The organism is Luteithermobacter gelatinilyticus, assembly GCF_005849285.1.
In the GTDB taxonomy this organism is placed as follows: domain Bacteria; phylum Pseudomonadota; class Alphaproteobacteria; order Sphingomonadales; family Emcibacteraceae; genus Luteithermobacter; species Luteithermobacter gelatinilyticus.
The window spans coordinates 687,779-709,246 of sequence record NZ_CP040517.1 but is presented as its reverse complement, the minus strand read 5'-3'; the positions used below and the strand labels follow the sequence as shown (position 1 = coordinate 709,246).

18 protein-coding genes are annotated in these 21,468 nt (G+C 54.0%); 16 read left to right on the top strand and 2 right to left on the bottom strand.

Features of this window, described 5'->3' with window-relative positions:
• Window positions 1-9: 9 nt before the first annotated feature.
• From FE788_RS03210 to FE788_RS03155, 12 genes are all read left to right on the top strand, one after another.
• Complete coding sequence (locus FE788_RS03210; RefSeq protein WP_168190243.1) at window positions 10-1,464, top strand: type II and III secretion system protein family protein; 1,455 nt, start codon at window positions 10-12, stop codon at window positions 1,462-1,464.
• A 12-nt stretch (window positions 1,465-1,476) separates the two neighbouring features.
• Entirely contained in the window at window positions 1,477-2,097 is a 621-nt protein-coding gene (locus tag FE788_RS03205) for a CpaD family pilus assembly protein (protein WP_138379284.1), read from the top strand.
• Window positions 2,098-2,107: 10 nt separating this feature from the next.
• The gene (locus tag FE788_RS03200; protein WP_168190242.1) at window positions 2,108-3,364 is read left to right on the top strand and encodes a CpaE/TadZ family protein; all 1,257 of its coding nucleotides are present in this window, start codon (window positions 2,108-2,110) and stop codon (window positions 3,362-3,364) included.
• Between the two features lie 6 nt (window positions 3,365-3,370).
• Entirely contained in the window at window positions 3,371-5,098 is a 1,728-nt protein-coding gene (locus tag FE788_RS03195; protein WP_210414114.1) for a TadA family conjugal transfer-associated ATPase, read from the top strand.
• 53 nt (window positions 5,099-5,151) lie between these two features.
• Window positions 5,152-6,132, top strand: coding sequence for a type II secretion system F family protein (locus tag FE788_RS03190; RefSeq protein WP_138379282.1), 981 nt, complete (start codon window positions 5,152-5,154; stop codon window positions 6,130-6,132).
• A 2-nt stretch (window positions 6,133-6,134) separates the two neighbouring features.
• Entirely contained in the window at window positions 6,135-7,106 is a 972-nt protein-coding gene (locus tag FE788_RS03185) for a type II secretion system F family protein (protein WP_138379281.1), read from the top strand.
• Between the two features lie 72 nt (window positions 7,107-7,178).
• On the top strand, window positions 7,179-7,823 hold the full coding sequence (locus FE788_RS03180; protein WP_138379280.1) for a TadE/TadG family type IV pilus assembly protein: 645 nt from the start codon (window positions 7,179-7,181) through the stop codon (window positions 7,821-7,823).
• Between the two features lie 11 nt (window positions 7,824-7,834).
• Window positions 7,835-8,440 carry a TadE/TadG family type IV pilus assembly protein gene (locus tag FE788_RS03175; RefSeq protein WP_138379279.1) on the top strand — a complete coding sequence of 202 codons (606 nt, stop codon included), beginning with the start codon at window positions 7,835-7,837 and terminating at the stop codon, window positions 8,438-8,440.
• 385 nt (window positions 8,441-8,825) lie between these two features.
• Window positions 8,826-9,968, top strand: coding sequence for a PAS domain-containing sensor histidine kinase (locus FE788_RS03170; protein ID WP_168190241.1), 1,143 nt, complete (start codon window positions 8,826-8,828; stop codon window positions 9,966-9,968).
• 160 nt (window positions 9,969-10,128) lie between these two features.
• Entirely contained in the window at window positions 10,129-10,416 is a 288-nt protein-coding gene (locus FE788_RS03165; protein ID WP_138379277.1) for a DUF2849 domain-containing protein, read from the top strand.
• 51 nt (window positions 10,417-10,467) lie between these two features.
• Window positions 10,468-11,259, top strand: coding sequence for a hydroxyacylglutathione hydrolase (locus FE788_RS03160; RefSeq protein ID WP_138379276.1), 792 nt, complete (start codon window positions 10,468-10,470; stop codon window positions 11,257-11,259).
• Window positions 11,260-11,334: 75 nt separating this feature from the next.
• Entirely contained in the window at window positions 11,335-11,634 is a 300-nt protein-coding gene (locus FE788_RS03155) for an SCP2 sterol-binding domain-containing protein (RefSeq protein ID WP_138379275.1), read from the top strand.
• 465 nt (window positions 11,635-12,099) lie between these two features.
• Here the strand turns inward: FE788_RS03155 and scpA are convergent, their stop codons facing one another.
• On the bottom strand, window positions 12,100-14,241 hold the full coding sequence (gene scpA, locus FE788_RS03150; RefSeq protein WP_138379274.1) for a methylmalonyl-CoA mutase: 2,142 nt from the start codon (window positions 14,239-14,241) through the stop codon (window positions 12,100-12,102).
• A gap of 233 nt (window positions 14,242-14,474) precedes the next feature.
• Here scpA and FE788_RS03145 point away from each other — a divergent pair, with 233 nt between their 5' ends.
• Entirely contained in the window at window positions 14,475-16,238 is a 1,764-nt protein-coding gene (locus FE788_RS03145) for a DUF885 domain-containing protein (protein ID WP_138379273.1), read from the top strand.
• Window positions 16,239-16,329: 91 nt separating this feature from the next.
• Entirely contained in the window at window positions 16,330-18,114 is a 1,785-nt protein-coding gene (locus FE788_RS03140; protein WP_210414112.1) for a DUF885 domain-containing protein, read from the top strand.
• Window positions 18,115-18,247: 133 nt separating this feature from the next.
• On the opposite strand, the gene FE788_RS03135 is transcribed toward FE788_RS03140, so the two are convergent.
• Window positions 18,248-18,601, bottom strand: a complete 354-nt coding sequence (locus tag FE788_RS03135) for an MmcQ/YjbR family DNA-binding protein (protein WP_138379272.1) — start codon at window positions 18,599-18,601, stop codon at window positions 18,248-18,250.
• Between the two features lie 246 nt (window positions 18,602-18,847).
• On the opposite strand from FE788_RS03135, the gene FE788_RS03130 reads away from it, so the two are divergent.
• Together FE788_RS03130 and FE788_RS03125 are read left to right on the top strand one after the other, a co-directional pair.
• Entirely contained in the window at window positions 18,848-20,263 is a 1,416-nt protein-coding gene (locus FE788_RS03130; RefSeq protein WP_168190240.1) for a DEAD/DEAH box helicase, read from the top strand.
• Complete coding sequence (locus FE788_RS03125; protein WP_138379270.1) at window positions 20,199-21,461, top strand: BaiN/RdsA family NAD(P)/FAD-dependent oxidoreductase; 1,263 nt, start codon at window positions 20,199-20,201, stop codon at window positions 21,459-21,461. Before FE788_RS03130 ends, FE788_RS03125 begins: the two co-directional genes overlap by 65 nt.
• Window positions 21,462-21,468: the final 7 nt, after the last annotated feature.

The window sequence follows — 21,468 nt, the reverse complement described above, 5'->3', positions numbered from 1 at the left end:
GGGACCACTTTGAAAAAAATATTGCTTGCCCATATCACGGCAGCGGGTCTGGCCTTTGTCAGCGGCTGGTTTTCTTCCGCCTTGGCGTTGCAAGAAGAAAACATCCAAATTGAGGTGAGCAAAGGCACGCTGTTGCGCCTTCAGCAGCCGGCCAATAACATATTCATCGCCGACCCAGCCATAGCCGATATCCAGGTCAAATCCCCCACACTGGTTTATATTTTCGGCAAAAGCCAGGGGGAAACCTCGATTTATGCGGTCTCGGATAATGACGAAGTCCTGTTGCAGGGGGAGATCTCCGTCAGTCATAATCTGGGGAATCTGGAAGCCGCCCTCAAAAGCGTCATGCCTGACGCCCATATCAATGTACGCTCATACGAAGGACTTCTGGTGCTGACCGGGCATGTGAAAAACCCGGATCAGGCCGAAGAGGCCCGACGCATGGCTGAAGATTTCATCGGCAAGGACAGCACCATCATCAACCGGCTGGAAATCGCCACGCCAGTACAGGTCAACCTTCGGGTTCGAATTGCCGAGGTGGGCCGGAACACCATGAAACAGCTGGGATTCAATTTTGAGAACATGTTCAGCAGCGGTTCCACCGTACTGGGCATGGCCCAAGGGTCAGATGTCTTTAATCTGGTGGAAAATCCTTTCGCTTCCATTATTGATCCGGTCAGCGGACTTCCAATCAAACCGGAAGTGCCCATCCCCATGAAAGAATTTCTCACCCAGGGCCGCGGCATCAACAGCCTGGCCGGCGGGTTCACGTCCGGTAATTTTGACATCAATTTCATTATTGATGCCATGGAAAGCGAAGGCATTCTGTCGGTTCTGGCGGAACCGAATCTGACAACCAAATCCGGGGAAAGCGCCAATTTCCTCGCCGGCGGAGAATTCCCCATTCCGATTATCGGCGATGACAACCAGCTAAATGTGGAATACAAGGAATTTGGGGTTTCTCTTGCCTTTAAGCCAACGGTCCTCGAAGACGGCAGAATCAATATGTATATCAAACCCGAAGTCAGCCAGCTGTCTTCCGCAGGCGCTGTCACCCTCAGCGGCTTTAGCATCCCAGCGCTCACCACCCGACGGGCGGAGACCACGGTTGAGGTAGGATCCGGTCAGAGTTTTGCCATTGCCGGACTGTTACAGAATAACGTGCAAAATGACATTTCCAAATTTCCCTGGCTTGGCGACCTGCCTATTCTGGGAAGCCTGTTCCGGTCCACGAAATTTCAACGCGAGGAAACTGAACTGGTGATCATTGTCACCCCCTATATCGTACGACCGCATAACGGCAGTAGCATGCCCCTGCCGACAGACGGTTTCCGGGCGCCCAATGATGTGGACCTGTTCCTGAAAGGCAATGCCTTTGATACCAGAATTGCCGACACCCCCCCCGCCCTGCAAGGTAAAGAAGCGGAAAAAACGAATAATGCCGCCGGATTCATGCTGGACTAAAGGAGAGCAATAATGTGGAGTAAGATAAAATACGGACTGATCCTGTCTCTGCTTTTGGTCACGGCAGGCTGCAGCAGTATGCAGAGCAGCAGCAGCATCGACATGAACAAGCGCAACGAAGTGCAATTGGTCCGCATTCCCCATGAGATCAGATTTGCACCTAATAGTGCCAAGCTCTCTGCTGAGGAAACCCGACAGCTTATGAGCTTTCTTGACAAAATGAAAGTGGGCTACGGGGATGAACTGAGTATGGATTTCCCGCTGGAGGATAAGGGCAGCCTTTCCGCACTCGATCAAAAACGTTTCGCATATGTGGCGGAATTTCTGAAACGGCACGGCCTTCATCTGGCCAGTGAGATTACACCTTACGGGGTGGAACCCGAAGAGGGGGCAGCCCGCCTTCTCCTCTCCCGTTATGTGGTTACACCGCCCCAATGCGGAGACTGGTCCGAACCCTCCTCACCCAATTACAACAACACGCCATTGCGCAATTTCGGCTGCAGCACCCAGGCCAATCTGGGCCTTATGGTTGCCAACCCAAGGGATCTGATCACCGGCAATGCCCAGACAAAACCGAACACGGAAACTGCTGCAAAAGCCGTCAACGCTTATAACAGCGGCGGCAAGAAATAGGGGCATAACCATGAGTCTAGCGAGCTTGTTAAAGAAAGATTCTGCCAATACGGAAAACCTTTTCGGCGCCTTTATCTGCGACGATGAAACCACACGCGCGCTGGTTCCTGTGGTTACGGAAAAGGGCTGGAACCCGGCCGACATCAAAACAGGCGGTATAGAAAGCGCTATTCGGACGCTTTCGACCATGAATTCGCCGCAATTTCTGATCGTCGACCTGTCAAAGTCCGCAGACCCTCTGGACGACCTGAACTCATTGGCAGAGGTGGTCGAACCGGGCACCATCGTCATCACCCTGGGCAATGTCAATGATATCCAGCTTTACCGCGAACTTCTGGCTTATGGGGTTCATGATTATCTGATCAAACCGGTCTCCACGGAACAGCTGCGCGATACCCTGCTGGCGGCAGAACAGGCCCTGCGCATCCCCGAAGATACCGCGGCTAAAAGCAACCAGAACGAAACCGAGAAACTGGTGGCGGTTGTTGGTGTACGCGGCGGTGTCGGCACCAGCACAGTGGCCACCAGTCTGGCCTGGCTTCTGGCCCATGAAATAAAACGGCAAACCGCGCTTCTGGACATGGATATTTATTTCGGCACCGGGGCGCTTGCCTTTGATCTGGAACCGGGGCGCGGCCTCTGTGACGCCTTGGAAAATCCGAGCCGCGTTGATGGTCTGTTCATCGAAAGGGCCATGATCAAGGAAAGCGAACGGCTGTCCATTCTGGCTGCCGAGGCCCCGCTGAATGATCCGACCTATACCGATCCAGCCGCGCTCAATCATCTGTTGCTGGAACTTAAAAACAATTTCCATTATGTCATTCTGGATCTTCCCAAGAATATGGTGGCCGATTATCCGTTGTTGCTGTCCGAGGCCCAGGAAATCATCCTTGTTTCCGATCTTTCCCTGTCCGCCACAAGGGACACCATTCGTTTTCTGGGGTTCTGCAAGTCTGTAGCGCCCGATGCCGCCATCAGGGTCTTGCTGAACAAGGTGGCATCCCCGGGCCTTGTGGAAGTGGATAAAAAGGACTTTGAAGCCTCCATTGAACGGGCGGTGGACTGGGAAATTCCCCTGGATAATAAGCTGATGATCCAGGTGGCCCGGTCCGGCAAGAACCTGCCGCAAGCGGCAAAACACAGCAAACCCGTCAAGATCCTGAAAGAGATTGCCAACACAATTGTCGGGCAGGAAGAGGACGCCAAAACCGTTCCCTTCTGGAAAAAGCTGCCTTTGCCGAAAAAGAATGAACAGAAAAAGAAATAACCGGTCATGGCCATGAAACCAGCGTTTGGACGTAAAATATCTCCGGGTTCCAAGGCAGCCTTCCCTGCCAACCGGGCTGCACATCTGGGCGGCTTTGGCAAAAGTGCGGATATTGCCCAAAAGAAAAACCATGTCCCAACGGTGGAAAACAAGGTCGTTTCCGATGCCAGCATCGTAGATAAAGCTTTTGATCTTCTCCAGGATGCTGTGCAAGAACGCCTTGACCCCGCTGCAGCCCGGCAAATGGAACGCAACGAGGTGACCGGGATTATTGAAGGCCTGATCGAAGAACTTCTGTCCCGTCACAAATTGCAGCTTAATGACCTGGAACGGCGGGATCTGCTGACAGTTCTGCTGAATGATCTTCTGACCTCCGAAAGCAAAACCGAAAAAGAGAAAAAGGAGGAAGAAGAGAATGTCGTTCGCAAACAAAAAGAAATAAAGGTCCAAAGCAACGAGCAAAAACAACAGGCCAGTCATGACAGCATCATGGCCGCCAAGGATCGTCTGCAGCCGTTGTTGCTCGAATATATCGACGCGTCCGCCGCCAATGAAATGGACCGGGCAGAGCTGGCAGAACAGGTCAGTGAGGCCGTCAATGAGCTTATGGCGCAGGAAAAAATCAACCTGAACCTGCGCGAACAGCGCGAACTGGTGAACATGCTGCTCCATGACATGCTGGGGCTCGGACCGCTGGAGCCGCTGCTTGAGGATGAAACCATCACCGAAATCATGGTCAACGGGCCAAAGCAGGTCTATATCGAAAAAAAAGGCAAGCTGACCCTGTCGGATGTGACCTTCCGGGACGAAGCGCATCTGATGAACATTTGTACCCGCATCGTGACGGCGGTGGGCCGGCGGGTGGACGAAACCACACCCATCTGTGACGCGCGTCTGGCCGACGGCAGCCGTGTGAACATCATCATTCCGCCGCTGGCCATTGATGGCGCCTCCATTTCCATCCGGAAATTCGCCAAACAGAAAATTACCCTGGACAAAATGATTGATTTCGGTTCCCTGTCCCATCAGATGGGAACGGTGCTGAAAATCGCCTCTGCCTGCCGTCTGAATATTTTGATCTCAGGGGGAACGGGGTCGGGGAAAACCACCATGCTTAATGCCCTCTCTCGTATGATTGATGAAGGCGAACGGGTGGTCACCATTGAAGATACCGCGGAACTGCAGTTGCAGCAGCCCCACGTGGTGCGCCTTGAGACCCGCCCGCCCAACCTGGAAGGCAAGGGGGAAATCAGCATGCGCGATCTGGTCAAGAACGCCCTCAGGATGCGTCCGGACCGCATTATTCTGGGAGAGGTGCGCGGTGCCGAAGCCTTTGACGTGTTACAGGCCATGAACACCGGCCATGACGGCTCCATGTGTACACTACACGCCAACAACCCGCGGGAAGCGTTGACCCGTATGGAAAACATGATCGGCATGGCCGATTTGAAACTGCCCCCAAAAGCCGTACGTGAACAGATTGCCTCGGCGGTGGACCTGATTGTTCAGGTTTCCCGCATGCGCGACGGCGGCAGACGGACCTGTGCCATCACCGAAGTGGTGGGCATGGAAGGGGATGTGATCACCACCCAGGATCTGTTTGTTTACGAGTTTACCGGAGAGGATGCGGACGGGAAGCTGCTGGGACGGTTCCGTTCTACGGGCGTCCGTCCGCATTTCACGGAAAAAGCCGAATATTATGGCCTGCACCGGGCTTTGTTGGAGGCCATATAACGGCGGCGAATGAAACGACCGACGACAAAGGTCAAAGTTAGGAACGATATATTATGGCTGTTGCGAACCCGACTATTGTCATGATCGGAATTTTTTTCGGGGTCTTTCTGGTCCTGGCTTCCATCGCGCTTGCCGTAGGACTTCTGGGTAATCAGAAAAAGGTTCTCAGCGCCAGACTTTCAAAAGTCAAGGCCCGACACCTTAAGGGGGCTGGTGGTCCTCAACCCGAAAAAAAATCCCTGTTCATCAAACAGGAAAAATCTTTTTTTGACCAGTTTGTTCCCCGCCCCCAAGAGCTGCGCAGACGCCTGAAAAAAACGGGGTACAATATTGACTTTACAAAATATCTGGGCGCCAGTTTCATACTGATGGTGGTGTTTGCCCTGATCGCCCATTTCCCGGGGGGACTGAGTCTGGTGCCGTCTCTCATGCTGGGCTTACTGGGGGGGCTGGCGTTGCCGCATATGGTGGTCTCCGCCCTGATTAAAAAACGCCTGGAGAAGTTTACAACCCAGTTTCCCGAGGCCATTGACCTGATTGTGCGCGGCCTCAAGGCCGGCCTGCCGGTCACCGAGTCCATCGGCGCCGTCAGCCGGGAAATGCAGGACCCGATTGCCGTAGAGTTTCGCCGGATTATTGATGATGTCCGTTTGGGAAAAACCCTGGATGAAGCCCTGTGGAAAGCCGCGGAACGTCTGGACACGCCGGAGTTTAAATTCTTTGTCATCAGCCTGGCCGTGCAGCAGGAAACCGGGGGCAACCTGACCGAAACCTTGGGCAATCTGTCGGGTATTCTGCGCAGCCGCAGTCAACTTAAATTGAAAGTCAAGGCCATGTCATCCGAAGGTAAGGCCAGCGCCTATATCATTGGCTCCCTGCCCTTTATCATGTGTGGTGTGTTGCTGATGCTGAATTATGACTATATGTCGATCCTGTTTACGGACCCGCGCGGGCAGGTCGCAGCGCTGGGTGGGCTTGTGTGGATGGGTATTGGCCTGTTTATCATTTCAAAACTGATTAACTTTGAGGTCTAGGGATGGAACAGTTTCTTCCAGAAGGCATATCCATAGAAGATATTGTCACAGTTCTGTCAGGCATGTCCGCCTTTCTGGTGGTGCTCGCGATCTGGAGTTCCGGCCTCGTCAAGGATCCCATGCATGGCCGCATCAAGGCCCTTCAGGCCCGGCGTCAGGACCTCAAACGCGGATATGTCGCCCCGGTCAAACGACGGGCAACCGTGAAGTCTGCCAAACATGTGAACCTGATGACACAGGTGGTATCCAGCCTGAATCTGCTGAAGAACGAACAGGCCGACAAATATCAGAAAAAGCTCATTAATGCCGGCTTCCGCTCCAAGGATGCTCTGGTCATTTTCATGTTTTTCAAATTGATTCTGCCGCTGCTGGTGGGGGCTATTGCAGTGGTCATGATTTTCGGCTTCGGGATGTTCGATCTGTCGTCCAATATGAAATTCATCGCCTGCATCGGCGCCGTTCTGGTGGCATCCTATTTGCCGGAAATCTATCTCAAGAATACAACCGACAAACGCAACGCTTCCATGCAAAAGGCGTTGCCCGATTTCCTGGATCTTCTGGTGATCTGCGCCGAAGCGGGTCTGACGCTGGATGCCGCCTTACAACGGGTTGTGCGCGAACTGGGACATTCCAGCCCGGAACTGGCCGACGAACTGGGTCTTACTGCCATCGAGCTGGGTTTCCTGCCGGACCGTAAGCAGGCTCTGACTAATCTCGCTGAACGGGTCACCCTGCCGTCGGTGCGGGCCGTAACCGCCACACTTATTCAGTCTGAACGTTACGGTACGCCATTATCTCAGTCGCTGAAGGTTCTGTCCGGAGAATTCCGCAATGAACGGATCATGAAAGCCGAGGAAAAAGCCGCCCGGTTGCCGGCCACAATGACCGTGCCGCTGATCCTGTTCATTCTGCCCACTCTGTTTATTGTATTGATGGGACCGGCAAGCTGCAAACTTGCCGACAACCTGGTGTAAATAAACCATGCAAGGAGAGCTTGGCACATCGACCAATGAAACCAATGGTCAAATTTTGAGGAGCTCTTGACAATGAAGGGACACAAAACAGTAATAAGAAGCTGGTTTCGGCGACCAATCCGCCGCTCCCTATGGCGTCATGAACGGGGATCAGCGCTAATCGAGGCCGCCTTTGTTTTGCCGATTGTGACCGTGCTGACCATCGGAACCTTTGAAATCGGCGCCGTCATGTTAAGCAACACCCTGATCGAAGGCGCTATTGCGGACGCCGCCCGCATGGGTATGACCGGTTATACCAGTTCCGGCATGACCCGCGAGGAATACATCACTCAGTTACTGAAAGATCAGACCTTCGGCATGATTGATCTGGACAACCTGACCATCACCAACAAGGTCTATGACAGCTTCAGCGACATCGCGGAACCCGAACCTTATACGGATGTGGACCAGGATGGGTCCTATACCAACGGCGTGGACAGCTATACGGATCTCAATTGCAATAACACATGGGATGCGGATGTGGGGGAAGACGGCGTTGGGGGACCAGGCGCAGTCGTGGTCTATACCGCAACCTATGACGCAAGCTTTATCACGGGCTTTTTCGCCAAGACGCTGGCGGACAAGGACGGCAAGATCCGCCTGGTGAGCAGCACGGCGGTCAAAAACGAACCCTACGGGACGGCCAGTTCGAGCTGCACTCCGGAAATCAAGGTGTAAGGGAGAACGGCATGAAAATCGTCACGACCCTTGCACGCCTGCTGACACGGCTTTTCCGGCGTGAAGACGGCGTCATTCTGATTGAGTTTGCCTATACAGTGCCCATCATCCTGATGTTGCTGATTGGCGGCTTTGAAACCTTTCGAATCCTGATGATGGAACGAAAAACCAATCAGACCATCAATTCTGTCGCCAACCTGATCGCTCAGAACCAGTTGTTGAGCAGCGCGATGATCACCGACACATTCAACGCGGTTGATAATATCATGGCACCGTTTCAGGTCGAAAATAACGGGCGGGTTATTGTCTCCAAAATTCGGGGCACCGCCGATAAGCCGATCATCGCCAACCAGTGCCTCTCCAACACCGGCACCACCTTCAGCAGCAAACTTGGCAGCGAAGGCAATGACGCGGATGTTTCTGCCCTGCCCGGGAATTTTACCCTGGAAGAAGGGGACATCATCGTGGTGGCGGAAATATTCTTTACCTATACCCCGTTTTTTCTGGACACCAGTTTCCTGTTTGACGGAGGGGTCTTCACACAACGCAATATTTATCATGTGGCGGTTCACAGTCCCCGTTTCAGCGACGTCACTTTCACAGAAGGCTGTCCCTAGAGTGAATTGTGAATAGGTTGCCCCATTCTGTAGGAAAGGCAGGAACACAGGTGATGACCGAAGGACTAATCCCTTGATATTACAGATAAGGTCCCGGCAATTTCTGTTTACTTCCCAATGACATCACCGATCTTCAGCTCTCTAGAGCGCCTCCAGGGTTAATAAATGGTTAATTTTTTTGTTGATTCGGCGAATCATTTAAGAGATGATTCTTAAAACCAGGAGGAGTTTCGGGAATCCTGAAATGAATCTAGGGAGTTAACAGGGAGGGATCAGGCACTGATTTTTCAGGCATATGGCCACACAGCAGAAATCTATAACGCCTGAACCAATATAAAGCGCCATGAAAATAGCACCGCGAAAGCTGTATACACCAGGAACACAAATGGCCTCCAGAGCGGATCTGTTGGATCACAAACGGTATGACCGCAATTTTGGTCTGTTTGACTCCGTTTTTCATGAAGTGCGCGACGCCATTCTGATTATTTCCACGCCCACCGATACGCCCCACCCGATCATCGAAGATGTTAATCACCAGTTTGAACTGATCACCGGATATTCCCTGGATACCATTAAAAACACTAATCTGTTTGACTATTTTGATGACCGGCTTCTGGAAAGCCGGCGGAATTCCATTTCCGATGCGCTGCGCCAGGGACAAGCGGCAATTTTCTTCTGCAACTGGAAATGCCGCAGCGGCGATCTTCTGGATGTTGACATGACCCTGCGTCCCTTTCACGGAGATGCGGACCGGCCGCGTTTTCTTTGTGTACTCAGGGAATCCAGATCGGAAAAAAACTTTCGTGACGAAGCCGCCCGGGACATCAAGAAAAAACTCCTGGCCGCTATGCATCATAATTTCAGAACTCCCCTTAATGGCATTCTGGGGTATTCCGAGATTATCATGACGGAAATGCTGGGTCCGGTGGGCAAAGACGCCTATCGGGATTATGCCAAGGATATTCATGAAGCCGGCCAGAACCTCCTGATGCTGATTGACAATCTGCTTGACCTGAAGGAACTGGAGACCACGGAATTTGAGCTGCGCGAAGAAACATTCTCTTTAACAAGCCTGCTTCAGTCCTGCCTGGACGGTATGGCCGAAGACGCCCGCAAGGCCGGGGTTTCCCTGGTTTGTGCGATTGATGTTTCTCTGCCGCACTTTTTCGGAGACCTGGAAAGACTGAGCAAGGTCATTTACAGTCTGCTGGAAAACGCACTGAAATTCACGGCCCCCGGGGGCAGGATTACTTTGGGGGCGGAAATGGAAGCCGATGGCTCCTGTCTGATCACCTGCACCGATAACGGTAGCGGCATGACAGCACAACAGGTCGCCAAGGCCTTCAGCCATGATTCCCACCTTGCGGATATCTACAGCAACCCTACCACCGGGATCGGATTCGGACTGGCCTATGTCAAGAAACTGATCGAACGGCATGACGGCACCGTTTCCATTGCCAGCACAACCGGAGAAGGCACCACCGTCTATCTGCATCTGCCGGCCAGCCGGATCTCGTCCCCTTCCTGAGAACCACGCCCTTAATGGAAAAACGCTAGAGTGAATTATGAATAGGTTGCTTCAATTCACTCTAAGATAACACACCGGACCTTGATCTTTGCGCCGGGCTGTTCCATATCAGAACTAGAGTGAAGTTCAAGACATCAAACCCAACATTTAGGGAAACAGCATGAGCGAGAGCAAACAGATTATAACCGCCAACAACCTGCGCAACGGACGGATCGTCTATTTTGCCCGGGAAGCAGACACGCGTTGGCCCGAAGACATCACCCAGGCCACCGTTTTTGACGCGGATCAGATAGAGACCGCCCTGACCGAAGCCCGGAAGGACGAACAGAACAATCTGGTGGTGGGGGTTTATGCCGTCGCCCTTGACTCTGGCAAACTGCCCGAGTCCGCCCGCGAAAAAATTCGCGCCAAGGGGCCTTCCATTAAATATGGTCATGACGTAGCATAGGGGCGTTCTTACCGGGCCCTTACTATTTCCGGCCTTTTTCGGGAGACTGCCGTGATCGTCAAACAGCTTTATGCCGACAACCCCATTCGGAATTTTCATTACCTGATTGCCTGTCCTGAAACCCGGGAAGCCCTGGTCATCGACCCGCTTGATGTGGACCGTTGCCTGAATGCGGCCCAAAAGCTGGGGGTGAAAATTGCCCAGATCCTCAACACCCATGAACATTGGGACCATATCGGCGGCAATGAGGAAATGATCGAAAAAACCGGTGCGCGGGTGCTGGCCCACCACGGCGCCGAGGACAAAATCGCCCATCTGGATCAGGGGCTCAAGGCCGGAGATACGGTGCAGGTCGGCAACAGCGTTAGCCTCAAGGTGCTGGACACACCCGGCCATACCATGAGCCATGTCTGCCTATTGTCCAATTCAAATCATCCGGCCCTGTTCTGTGGAGATACGCTGTTCAATGCCGGCGCCGGGAACTGTAAAAACGGTGGGCATCCTCATGACCTTTACGAAACTTTCAGCGGACAACTGGCCGCGCTGCCCGAAAACACCCTGGTTTATCCCGGTCATGACTATATGGTGAACAATCTGCATTTTACGTTGGACCGGGAGCCCGATAATGAAACCGCCAAGGCGTATCTGGCGCGACTGGAAAATCAGGACCCGCACAATGCCTATGTCACCACGCTGGGCGAGGAAAAACGGATCAACACCTTTTTCCGTCTGCAAAATCCGGTGGTTATTGAAAAACTACGGGAAAAGTTTCCACATCTGTCCCGCAACCCTGGCCCGAAAGAGGTCTTTCTTGCGCTTCGAGAATTGCGGAATAGCTGGTGATAAAATCAAACGTATGTTAGAATTCAAAAATTCTGTAACCCAAGCACTATATCACTATTATGAAGAGGGAGCCTCATGAGTCTCGAAGACCATACCAACATGATCCGCGAAAAAGTTGCTGCCGCCGACGGGCTGGACCAAAAGGTCAAAATTGACCTGGAAGGCGAAGGCATCATCTTTATTGACGGTACCAGCACCCCCCCGGGGGTCAGCAATACGGACGGCGAGGCCGATGTGACCCTGATCATTAATGAAGAAAATTTCGAGGCCCTGATGGACGGGTCCCTCAATCCGCAGATGGCCTTCATGATGGGCAAGTTGAAAATCGAAGGCGACATGGCGCTCGCCCTCAAACTCGGCGACCTGTTTTCCTGATCCAGATACTTGTTTTATGAGACATCATCCCCCTTCCGAATATCGGGAGGGGGATATCATCATCACGACAATTCTGTCATCATGGATCGCCGCGTCCTCCCCTGAAATACAGGGCAGGGTTCCCGGTAACGTTGTCCTCTTGTGAGGTCATCGCGAATGAGCACCGGCGACGAAGCAATCCATTAAACAAAGACCCGCAGCACCCGCTAACGCGGGTTCGTAATGACGCCCGCTCCCTGATGTGACAGGCAAAACCAGCGTACTATACTGTGTGATGCGTTCCCGCTCGCCTAGAGTGAATTGTGAAGATGTTGGCTCAATTCTGTTGGCGGATTGTGGCCGGCCTCACGCGGAAGACGGCGCCGGGCGATGCGGGGCATCGGGCTAGGCGTCTGACAAGGTGAGCGGCCTCAAGCCGCCAACCCGAAGGGCCGGCAGAATGGATCAACTTCTTCACAATTCACTCTAGCAGCGCTTCTCCAGTTTATCAAGCACCTCTGCCGCTGCTTCGGGGATGTTGGTGCCAGGACCGAAAATGGCGGCAGCCCCCGCCTTGTACAGCACGTCATAATCCTGGGCCGGGATCACCCCGCCGCAGACCACCAGCACATCATCCGCACCTTCTTTTTTCAGTTCGGAAATCAGCGCCGGCACCAACGTCTTATGCCCCGCGGCGAGTGAAGAGACACCGATCACATGCACGTCATTTTCAATAGCCTGACGGGCGGCTTCTTCAGGCGTCTGGAACAGCGGCCCCACATCCACATCAAAGCCCAGATCGGCAAACGCGGTGGCAATCACCTTGGCACCGCGATCATGGCCGTCCTGGCCCATTTTGACCACCAGCATGCGTGGCCGGCGACCTTCTTTTTTGGCAAAATCGTCGATGCGTTTCTGGATGGCGGCGAACCCGTCATCACCTTCATAGGCCGCGCCATACACGCCGCTGACCGATTTGATTTCCGCCTTGTGGCGGCCAAAAACCTTTTCCATGGCGTAAGATATCTCTCCCAGTGACGCTCGCGCCCGAGCGGCCTCCACCGCTTTTTCCAGAAGATTGTCGCCGCTTTTTGCGGCCTCTGTCAAGGCATCCAGCGCCGCCTGGCACCTGGCCTCATCGCGGCTTTTGCGGATTTTTTCAAGCCGGGCAATCTGGGCCTCTCGCACGGCGGCGTTATCCACATCCAGAATGTCGATGGGCTCCTCTTTGGGCGGACGATATTTATTGACACCAACCACCACTTCCTCGCCCCGATCGATACGGGCCTGTTTGCGAGCTGCGGCTTCCTCGATTTTCAGTTTGGGAATACCGGCTTCGACCGCCTTGGTCATGCCGCCCATCTCTTCAATCTCGGTAATGATCTTCCAGGCCTCCTGCACCAGCTCATTGGTCAGACTCTCGACATAATAAGAACCGCCCAGCGGATCCACCACATGACAAATGCCGGTTTCTTCCTGCAGCACAAGCTGGGTATTGCGGGCGATGCGGGCGGAAAAATCGGTCGGCAGGGCGATCGCTTCATCGAGCGCATTGGTATGCAGGCTCTGCGTCCCGCCGAGCGCCGCCGCCAGCGCCTCCACCGTGGTGCGGATCACATTGTTATAAGGATCCTTTTCGGTCAGTGACACGCCGGACGTCTGGCAATGGGTGCGCAGCATCAGGCTTCGGGGATCCTTGGCGCCGAAATCCTCCATAATCCGAGCCCAAAGCGTGCGCGCAGCACGCAGTTTCGCCACCTCCATAAAGAAATTCATGCCAATGGCAAAAAAGAAACTCAACCGCGGGGCAAAGGAATCAATATCCAGTCCCGCCGCCATTGCGGCGCGCACATATTCCATGCCATCGGCCAGGGTATAGGCCAGTTCCTGCAATTGGGTTGCGCCCGCTTCCTGCATATGATAGCCGGAAATGGAAATCGAATTAAAGCGTGGCATGTTTTTCGAGGTATAGGCGATGATGTCGCCAATGATACGCATGCTGGGCTCAGGCGGGTAGATATAGGTGTTGCGGACCATAAATTCCTTGAGAATGTCATTCTGGATGGTGCCGCTGAGCTGTTCGGGTTTCACCCCCTGTTCTTCCGCTGCCACGATGTAAAAGGCCATACACGGGATCACCGCGCCGTTCATGGTCATGGAGACAGACATCTGATCCAGCGGGATCTGATCAAACAGGATTTTCATGTCCTCGACGCTGTCAATGGCCACCCCGGCCTTTCCCACGTCCCCCACCACCCGCGGATGATCGCTGTCATAGCCCCGATGGGTCGCGAGGTCGAATGCCACCGACAGCCCCTTTTGTCCCGCCGCCAGGTTGCGCCGGTAAAAGGCGTTGGATTCTTCCGCCGTGGAAAACCCCGCATATTGCCGCACCGTCCAGGGTCGCCCGGCATACATGCTGGCCCGCACCCCGCGGGTATAAGGAGGAAACCCCGGAAGATTGTCCATATGCGGGATGTCCTTCACATCCTCCGCCGTATATAAAGGTTTCACCGCGATGCCTTCCGGCGTCTGCCAGACAAGGTCCTCAGCGGTTTTTCCCTTCAATTCTTTCGCGACAAGGTTTTGCCAGTCGGCAATGGTTTTGGCGGAAGTGTCTTTGGTCATGCTGTTTCTCTGATCCGTTGGCTTTGCTTTTGCCATGACGCAGTAAGGTGGCAGGGCGACACGGCATATGTTACTCACGAGTAAGGTATTTATAACATTCGGTCCTCAATGGCAATAGCGCTTTTCTTCCTGCAAACCTGCCCGATAAATTCTATACAAAAAAAATTTCATGCCGTATCCTGCCCCACCTGCATAGCTTAATTCAAACATACCTAACCTCATGGGGATATTAAATGCGCCTTTGGCACTTTTTATCATCTATTCTGATTTTCATCAGCGTGACCGCAACCACGGCTTTTGCCGATGATGCAAAGGCCTTTCACCGGCTTCTCCAGGAACACTGGGACAGGTCTCAGCAGGAACAGATTTTTTTCCATATGGACCCCGACGCCTGGCGCATGAACGGCAAACTTCCTGATGTCAGCCCCGCTGGATTTGCCCGCCGCAAGGCATATAACGAACAAACCCTGGAACGTCTGGCTGCAATCGATCCGGCCGCCCTGCCTGCGGAAGACCACCTGTCCTACCGTATTTTCCACTATGAACGGCAACTGGAACAAGCATATTATGACACGCCGGAAAAATATTTTCCCATCGCCCGCATCTACGGATACCATACCTATTTTGCCCATGCACCGGGCAACATGTCCTTTCTCACCCGCGAGGATTATGAAAAGTATCTGATCAGCCTGGCCGATTATCTCCGCTATAACCGGGAATATATGGACCTTCTCCAGGAAGCCGTGGACAAGGGCTATACCCAGCCCTGCGTCGCCATGCAGAATTATGAGACCACCATCCGCCAGCAGATTGTAGACAAGGCCGAAAGCAGTGTATTTTTCGATCCTTTCCGGCAAATGCCCGCCACCATCCCGGCCGCGGAGCAAGACGAGCTGCGCACCAGAGCCAGAAAGCTGATCCTCGACCGGGTGGTACCGGCCTATGAAGCTTTTTACGAATTTTACACCCGGACCTACATCCCCAACTGTCGCAAGGACATCAGCATCGCTTCGGTGCCAGGCGGAGCCGATTATTACCGGTATGCGGTAAGGTTTTTCACCACTACCGACATGACGCCGAAAGAAATTCACAAACTGGGATTAAATGAAGTCAAACGCATCCGGGCCGAAATGGAAGACGTCATTCGCTCCGTAGAGTTCAAGGGGAATTTGCCGGAATTTTTGCAATATCTGCGCACGGAAAAACGGTTTTATGCCGAAAGCGGTGAGGACCTGTTGGAAAAGGTCGCACTGCTGATCAAACGTATGGACGGAAAGCTGCCGCAGCTGTTCGGCTATCTGCCGCGACAGCCCTTTACCCTGCGCCCCATCCCCGAGGATGTGGCAGAAGGCAGCGCCTCAGCCTTTTATGTGCCCTCCTCCGGTGACGGCACCACGCCGGGCATATATTATCTGAACACCTCGAAACTGGACAGCCGGCCACTTTATGCGCTGGAAGCGCTGACCTATCATGAGGCCATGCCCGGCCATCACCTGCAAAACGCCATTGCGCAGGAAAAGGATCTGCCGCCCTTCCGCCGCATCCTTAACCATTCCGCCTTTACCGAAGGCTGGGGGTTATATGCGGAACGGCTGGGCCTGGATGCGGGGCTGTATCAGGACCCGTACAACAATTTTGGTCGTTTGAGTGCGGAAATGTTTCGGGCCTGCCGGCTGGTGGTGGATACCGGCATGCATGCCTTGGGCTGGAGCCGTGAGCAGGCCATTGACTTCATGACGTCAAACTCTGGCATTTCCGTGCACGATGCCACAGCCGAAATCGACCGATACATCACCTGGCCGGCACAGGCCCTGTCTTATAAAATCGGGGAGTTAAAAATCCGCGAACTGCGCGGTCGTGCGGAACAGGCACTGGGAGCCGGCTTCGACATTCGCGCCTTTCATGACAAACTTCTGGAAAATGCGTCCATGCCCTTAAGCCTTCTGGAAGAAGAAGTCATGGCCTGGATCAAGGCGCAAAAAACGTCCCGGAAATAATATATCCGGAAACTCACAGCCAAAAAACACAACCCAAAAAAACACAACCCAAAAAAACACAACCCAAAAAAACACAAGGGGATAACAGAAGATGACCATACGGAAGATGTTTTTTTCTCTGGGAACGACGTTTCTGAGGGGCATAACGTTCCTGGGGCTGACGATGCTGCTGGCTCTTCCCGCCACAGCCGATGACCAGGAAGAATTCCAGAAAATTCTCAAGGAACACTGGGAATTTACACTCCGGGAAAACCCGGTCATGGCCAGCGATCTGGGGGATCGACGATATAATGATCGGCTGGGCCGGGCGTCGCTCAAGGATCATGCCCGGCGCAATGCCTATAATGAGGAAATCCTGAAAAGACTGGACCGCATTGATCCCGAAAAACTTTCGGAAGATGACCGGATCAATTATTGGCTGTTCCGGCGCGAACGGGAAATGGACCGGGAGTCTTACGCTTTTAAAAGTTATCTGTTCAACATCACCAATCGCGGCGGCTGGCATATGAGTTTTGCCCGCCTGCCCGGCCTGCTGTCCTTCCAAAAAGCACAGGATTACCGGGATTACATTTCCCGCCTGAAAGATTACCCGCGCCTGAATGCCGAGAATATGGAAGTGATGCGCACCGCCATCAAGGAAGGATTTGTCCATGCCTGCGCGCCGATGCAAGGATATGAAGGCTCCATAGCCAGCCATATTGTGGAAAAAGCGGAAGACAGCGTCTTTTATGCCCCTTTCAAAACCATGCCCAAAACAATTCCTGTGGCGGAACAGGACAAACTGCGCACCAAAGCCAGAAAGGCGATTTTGGAACAGGTCGTGCCGGCCTATGAAAGCTTTTACAAACTGTATACCGAAGAATACGCCCCCAATTGTATGGAAAAAGTGGGGGCCAGCCACTGGCCAAACGGCAAGGCCTATTACGAACACCGGGTCCGCAACTACACCACCACCGACATGACGCCGCACGAAGTACATGAGCGCGGCCTTGCGGAAGTGAAACGCATTCGCGGTGAAATGATGAAGATTATTAAGGACGTCGGTTTTGACGGCGATCTTCAGGATTTTATCAGCTTCTTGCGCACCGACCCGAGGTTCTATCCCAAAACTCCCGAGGAACTTGTGCGCCATGTCAGCACCATTGCCAAGAAAATGGATGGCGAATTGCCCAAACTGTTCGGGTATCTCCCGCGCCAGCCTTACGGGGTTAAGGAAGTCCCTGCCGATATTGCAGAAAAAACCACCACCGCCTATTACATGCCCGGCGCGCCGGACGGCAGCCGCGCCGGGTTTTATTATATCAACACCTCAAAACTGGACAGTCGCCCGCTCTATACGCTGGAGGCGCTGACCCTGCATGAGGCCGTGCCCGGCCATCATCTGCAAATCGCGCTGGCCAGCGAAACCGACCTGCCACCGTTTCGGCGTTATGGTGGCTATACGGTGTTTGTGGAGGGCTGGGCGCTTTATGCCGAACGACTGGGGCTGGAAGTGGGCTTTTATCAGGATCCCTACAGCAATTTTGGCCGCTTAAGTTATGAAATGTGGCGGGCGCTCCGGCTGGTGGTCGATACCGGCATGCATTATCTGGGCTGGACGCGTCAGCAAGCCATTGATTTCATGGCCGAAAATTCTGCACTTAGCCTGCACAACATTACCGCCGAGGTGGACCGCTATATCACCTGGCCCGGTCAGGCGCTGGCCTATAAAACCGGCGAATTGAAAATTCGCGAACTGCGTCAGCGGGCAGAAGACGCTCTGGGCAAGGATTTCGACCTGCGCGCCTTTCATGACGAGCTGCTGCGCCACGGCGCCCTGCCACTGTCCATCCTCGAAGAAAACATGGACCGCTGGATCAAGGCGCAAAAATCCTGATTTAGCGTGAAGTGTGAATAGGTTGCCCCATTCGCTTAATGCTCACTCGCAATTATGTATTTGAGATATGGTATAACAAGAAGCGGATGGGCACCCGTTCGCAATGACGAGCCCGTCGCCTCAACAAATCACCCTATATACCCAGTTCTGCCCGCTGGGCACGGGTCAGTTTGCTTTTGACAATGTCATAGGCGTGCATGATATGTTCTTTCAGTTCCGCATCATTCATTGCTTCGGGCGTTGTCACCTGCACCCATTTGGCCCGCGCGAGGTAAGGCGCCGGAATGATGCCGTCCCGCTCGGTCAGCGCCATATAGCCGATATCGCTGCACTTAAAGCTGATTCTCTCTCCTTCTCCCTCCCCCCAGATGGAACAGATAGCAAAAATTTTTCCCCCCACTTTCCAGACCGAGGCTCCGCCCCACTGGATCACATGGGTGGCGGCAGGCAGCGCCGCACAGTATTTATCAAATTCTTCTCTGGTCATCTCTGCCCCTTTCCATTTCCCTGAAAAAAATATATAAGCCGTCACAATTTCACAAGGTGGTTTTCCCTTGACATTCCCCCTCATAAGCCGCATAGGTGGCGCTCATCCGCCGTGCATTGGGCACGGCCTTTTTTATATCCGCCGTGAAAGCGGGCCTTCGGGCCGGCCAGACCAGTCAGAGAGTTATTGGGTATCATCGCGGAAAATTGTCAGGCAACTGACGTAACAGTCGCGAAAGGAAACTCTGTGACATCACCTACCCCTTCGGCTTTTGCCGAACTGGGTCTTTACGGCCCGCTGCTGAAAAACATTTCCCGTCAGGGCTTTGAGACCCCGACCCCCATCCAGCAAGGCGCCATTCCGCTGCTGCTGGCTGGGCAAGACCTGATTGGCCTAGCACAAACCGGCGGCGGCAAAACGGCGGCTTTTGGCCTGCCCACATTGCAACGCCTGTCCGAAACCCGAATCCGGCGGCGGCCCCATTGCCCGCGCGCCATCATTCTTGCCCCCACACGGGAACTGGCCAAACAGATTGCCGACAGCCTTGCCCCCTTTAACATCGGGCTGGGCCTGAAGCAGACCGCCATATTCGGCGGCGCCCCCATGGGCAAACAGATCGGCCTTCTGCGCCAGGGCGTGGACCTGCTGGTCGCAACACCCGGCCGACTTCTGGACCACAAGCGCCGCGGCAGCGTCAAATTCGACGATGTGGAAGTCTTCATTCTTGATGAAGCGGATCGTATGCTGGACATGGGCTTCATTCACGATGTGAAGGAAATCGCGGCGAGCCTCAAAAGCGAACATCAGACCATTCTGTTTTCCGCCACCATGAACACCACCGTTAAGAAACTCACCGAGCAGATCCTGCGGGATCCGGCCTTTGTGGAGATGCCGCAGGAAACCGCCGTGGCCGATACCATCAGCCACAAAGTCATGTTTCTTGAAGGCCAGAATAAGCGCGCGCTGCTGAAGGACATCCTGAACAAGGAAAATCCCGGACAGGCGATTATCTTTGCCAAAACCAAGGCCGGTTCCGACAATCTGGCGCGATCCCTGGCACAGGAAGGACACAAAACCGCCGCGATTCATGGTGACAAGCATCAGCAGATACGGGAAAAAATCCTGAAACGATTCCGCAACGGCACGCTGCGTTTTCTGGTGGCCACCGATGTGGCGGCGCGCGGCATTGATGTGCCCGGCATTTCTCATGTGATCAATTATGACCTGCCGATGGAACCGGAAAATTATGTGCACCGGGTCGGCAGAACGGGCCGCAACGGGGAAAGCGGGCAGGCCATTTCCTTTTGCGAGGCCCGCGACAAGGGCCTGTTGCGGCTGATCGAAAAACAAATGGGGCAGAAAATTGAGGTGGACCTGGACCATGATTTTCATGTAGAGGTGAGCGAAATCAAAACCTCCCGCGGCTACAAGGGCAAGAAACGTCCCTTTCGCAAAGAGAGAGGAAGCAAAAACACCAAGGCTTTCAAAGGCTTCGGGGGCAGAGAGAGCGCACGGAAAAACACCGGAACAAAATCCGACACCCGCCCCAAGGGGACGTTGAAGGCCCGCACAGGCTCCAAACCCAACGGGATACATCATGGCAACAACAAGGTCGTCCAGAACCGAAAAACTACCGAATCTTCAAAACGGCGGGCTGCCTGAGTCTTCTGAACCTTATGACGTGATCATCATCGGCGCCGGCGCCGCCGGCCTGATGTGTGCCCGGGAAGCCGGGAAGCGGGACCGCAGGGTTCTATTGCTGGAGCAGGCCGCGAAACCAGGGGAAAAGATCCGAATATCCGGTGGCGGACGGTGTAATTTCACCAATATTTACGCCTCAGATTTCCAAGGGGGCATGATGCCCTACCTGTCGCAGAACCCACGGTTTTGCATCTCAGCGCTGAAACGGTATAGGCCTGAGGATTTTATCGCTCTGGTGGACAGTTATGGCATCGCTTGGCACGAAAAAACGCTGGGCCAACTGTTCTGCGATGAAAGTTCAAAACAGATTATTGACATGCTGCTGACGGAATGCCGCATTGCGGATGTAACCCTTCAAACCGAAACCACGGTCGATTATATTGAAAAACGGGACGGTTTGTTCCACCTATCCACCACACGGGGGGATTTTACCAGTCCTGCGCTGGTGATCGCCACCGGTGGACCGTCCATTCCGAAAATGGGCGCGAGTCCTTTTGGCTACCGCATTGCCGAGCAATTCGGACTGAACGTCATTCCGCCGCGGCCGGCGCTGGTTCCCCTGACCTTTTCCGGCCCGCTCAAAGACAAACTGGCAACCCTGGCTGGCGTTTCGGTCAATGCCGAGGTCCAGTTCGGCAAAACGGTGTTTCGGGACGCCCTGCTGTTTACCCATCGGGGCCTCAGCGGGCCGGCTATATTGCAGATTTCCAGCTATTGGCGCGAAGGGCGGCCCATTCGGATCAACATGGCGCCCGACACTGATATAACCGCCATGCTGAGAGAGGCCAAGGAAAGCCACCCCCGGCAGGAGCTGGCCACGATACTGGCCGAATACCTGCCCCGACGCCTGGCCCGGTTCATCTGTGAGGAAAGCGGCATCAGCGGTCGTCTTGCGGATCTCAGCCACAAAAAGCTGGACCATGTGGCCCGAATGATACAGGACTGGCAAGTCCTGCCCAACGGCACCGAAGGATACCGGACGGCGGAAGTAACGCTTGGCGGGGTGGATACTGATGAACTATCGTCCAGAACTTTTGAATGCAAAAAAATCAAAGGGCTTTATTTTATCGGTGAGGTGGTGGATGTCACTGGACATCTGGGCGGGTATAATTTCCAGTGGGCCTGGGCTTCGGGCCATGCCTGTGGTCAGGCCGTCTAACAGCCTC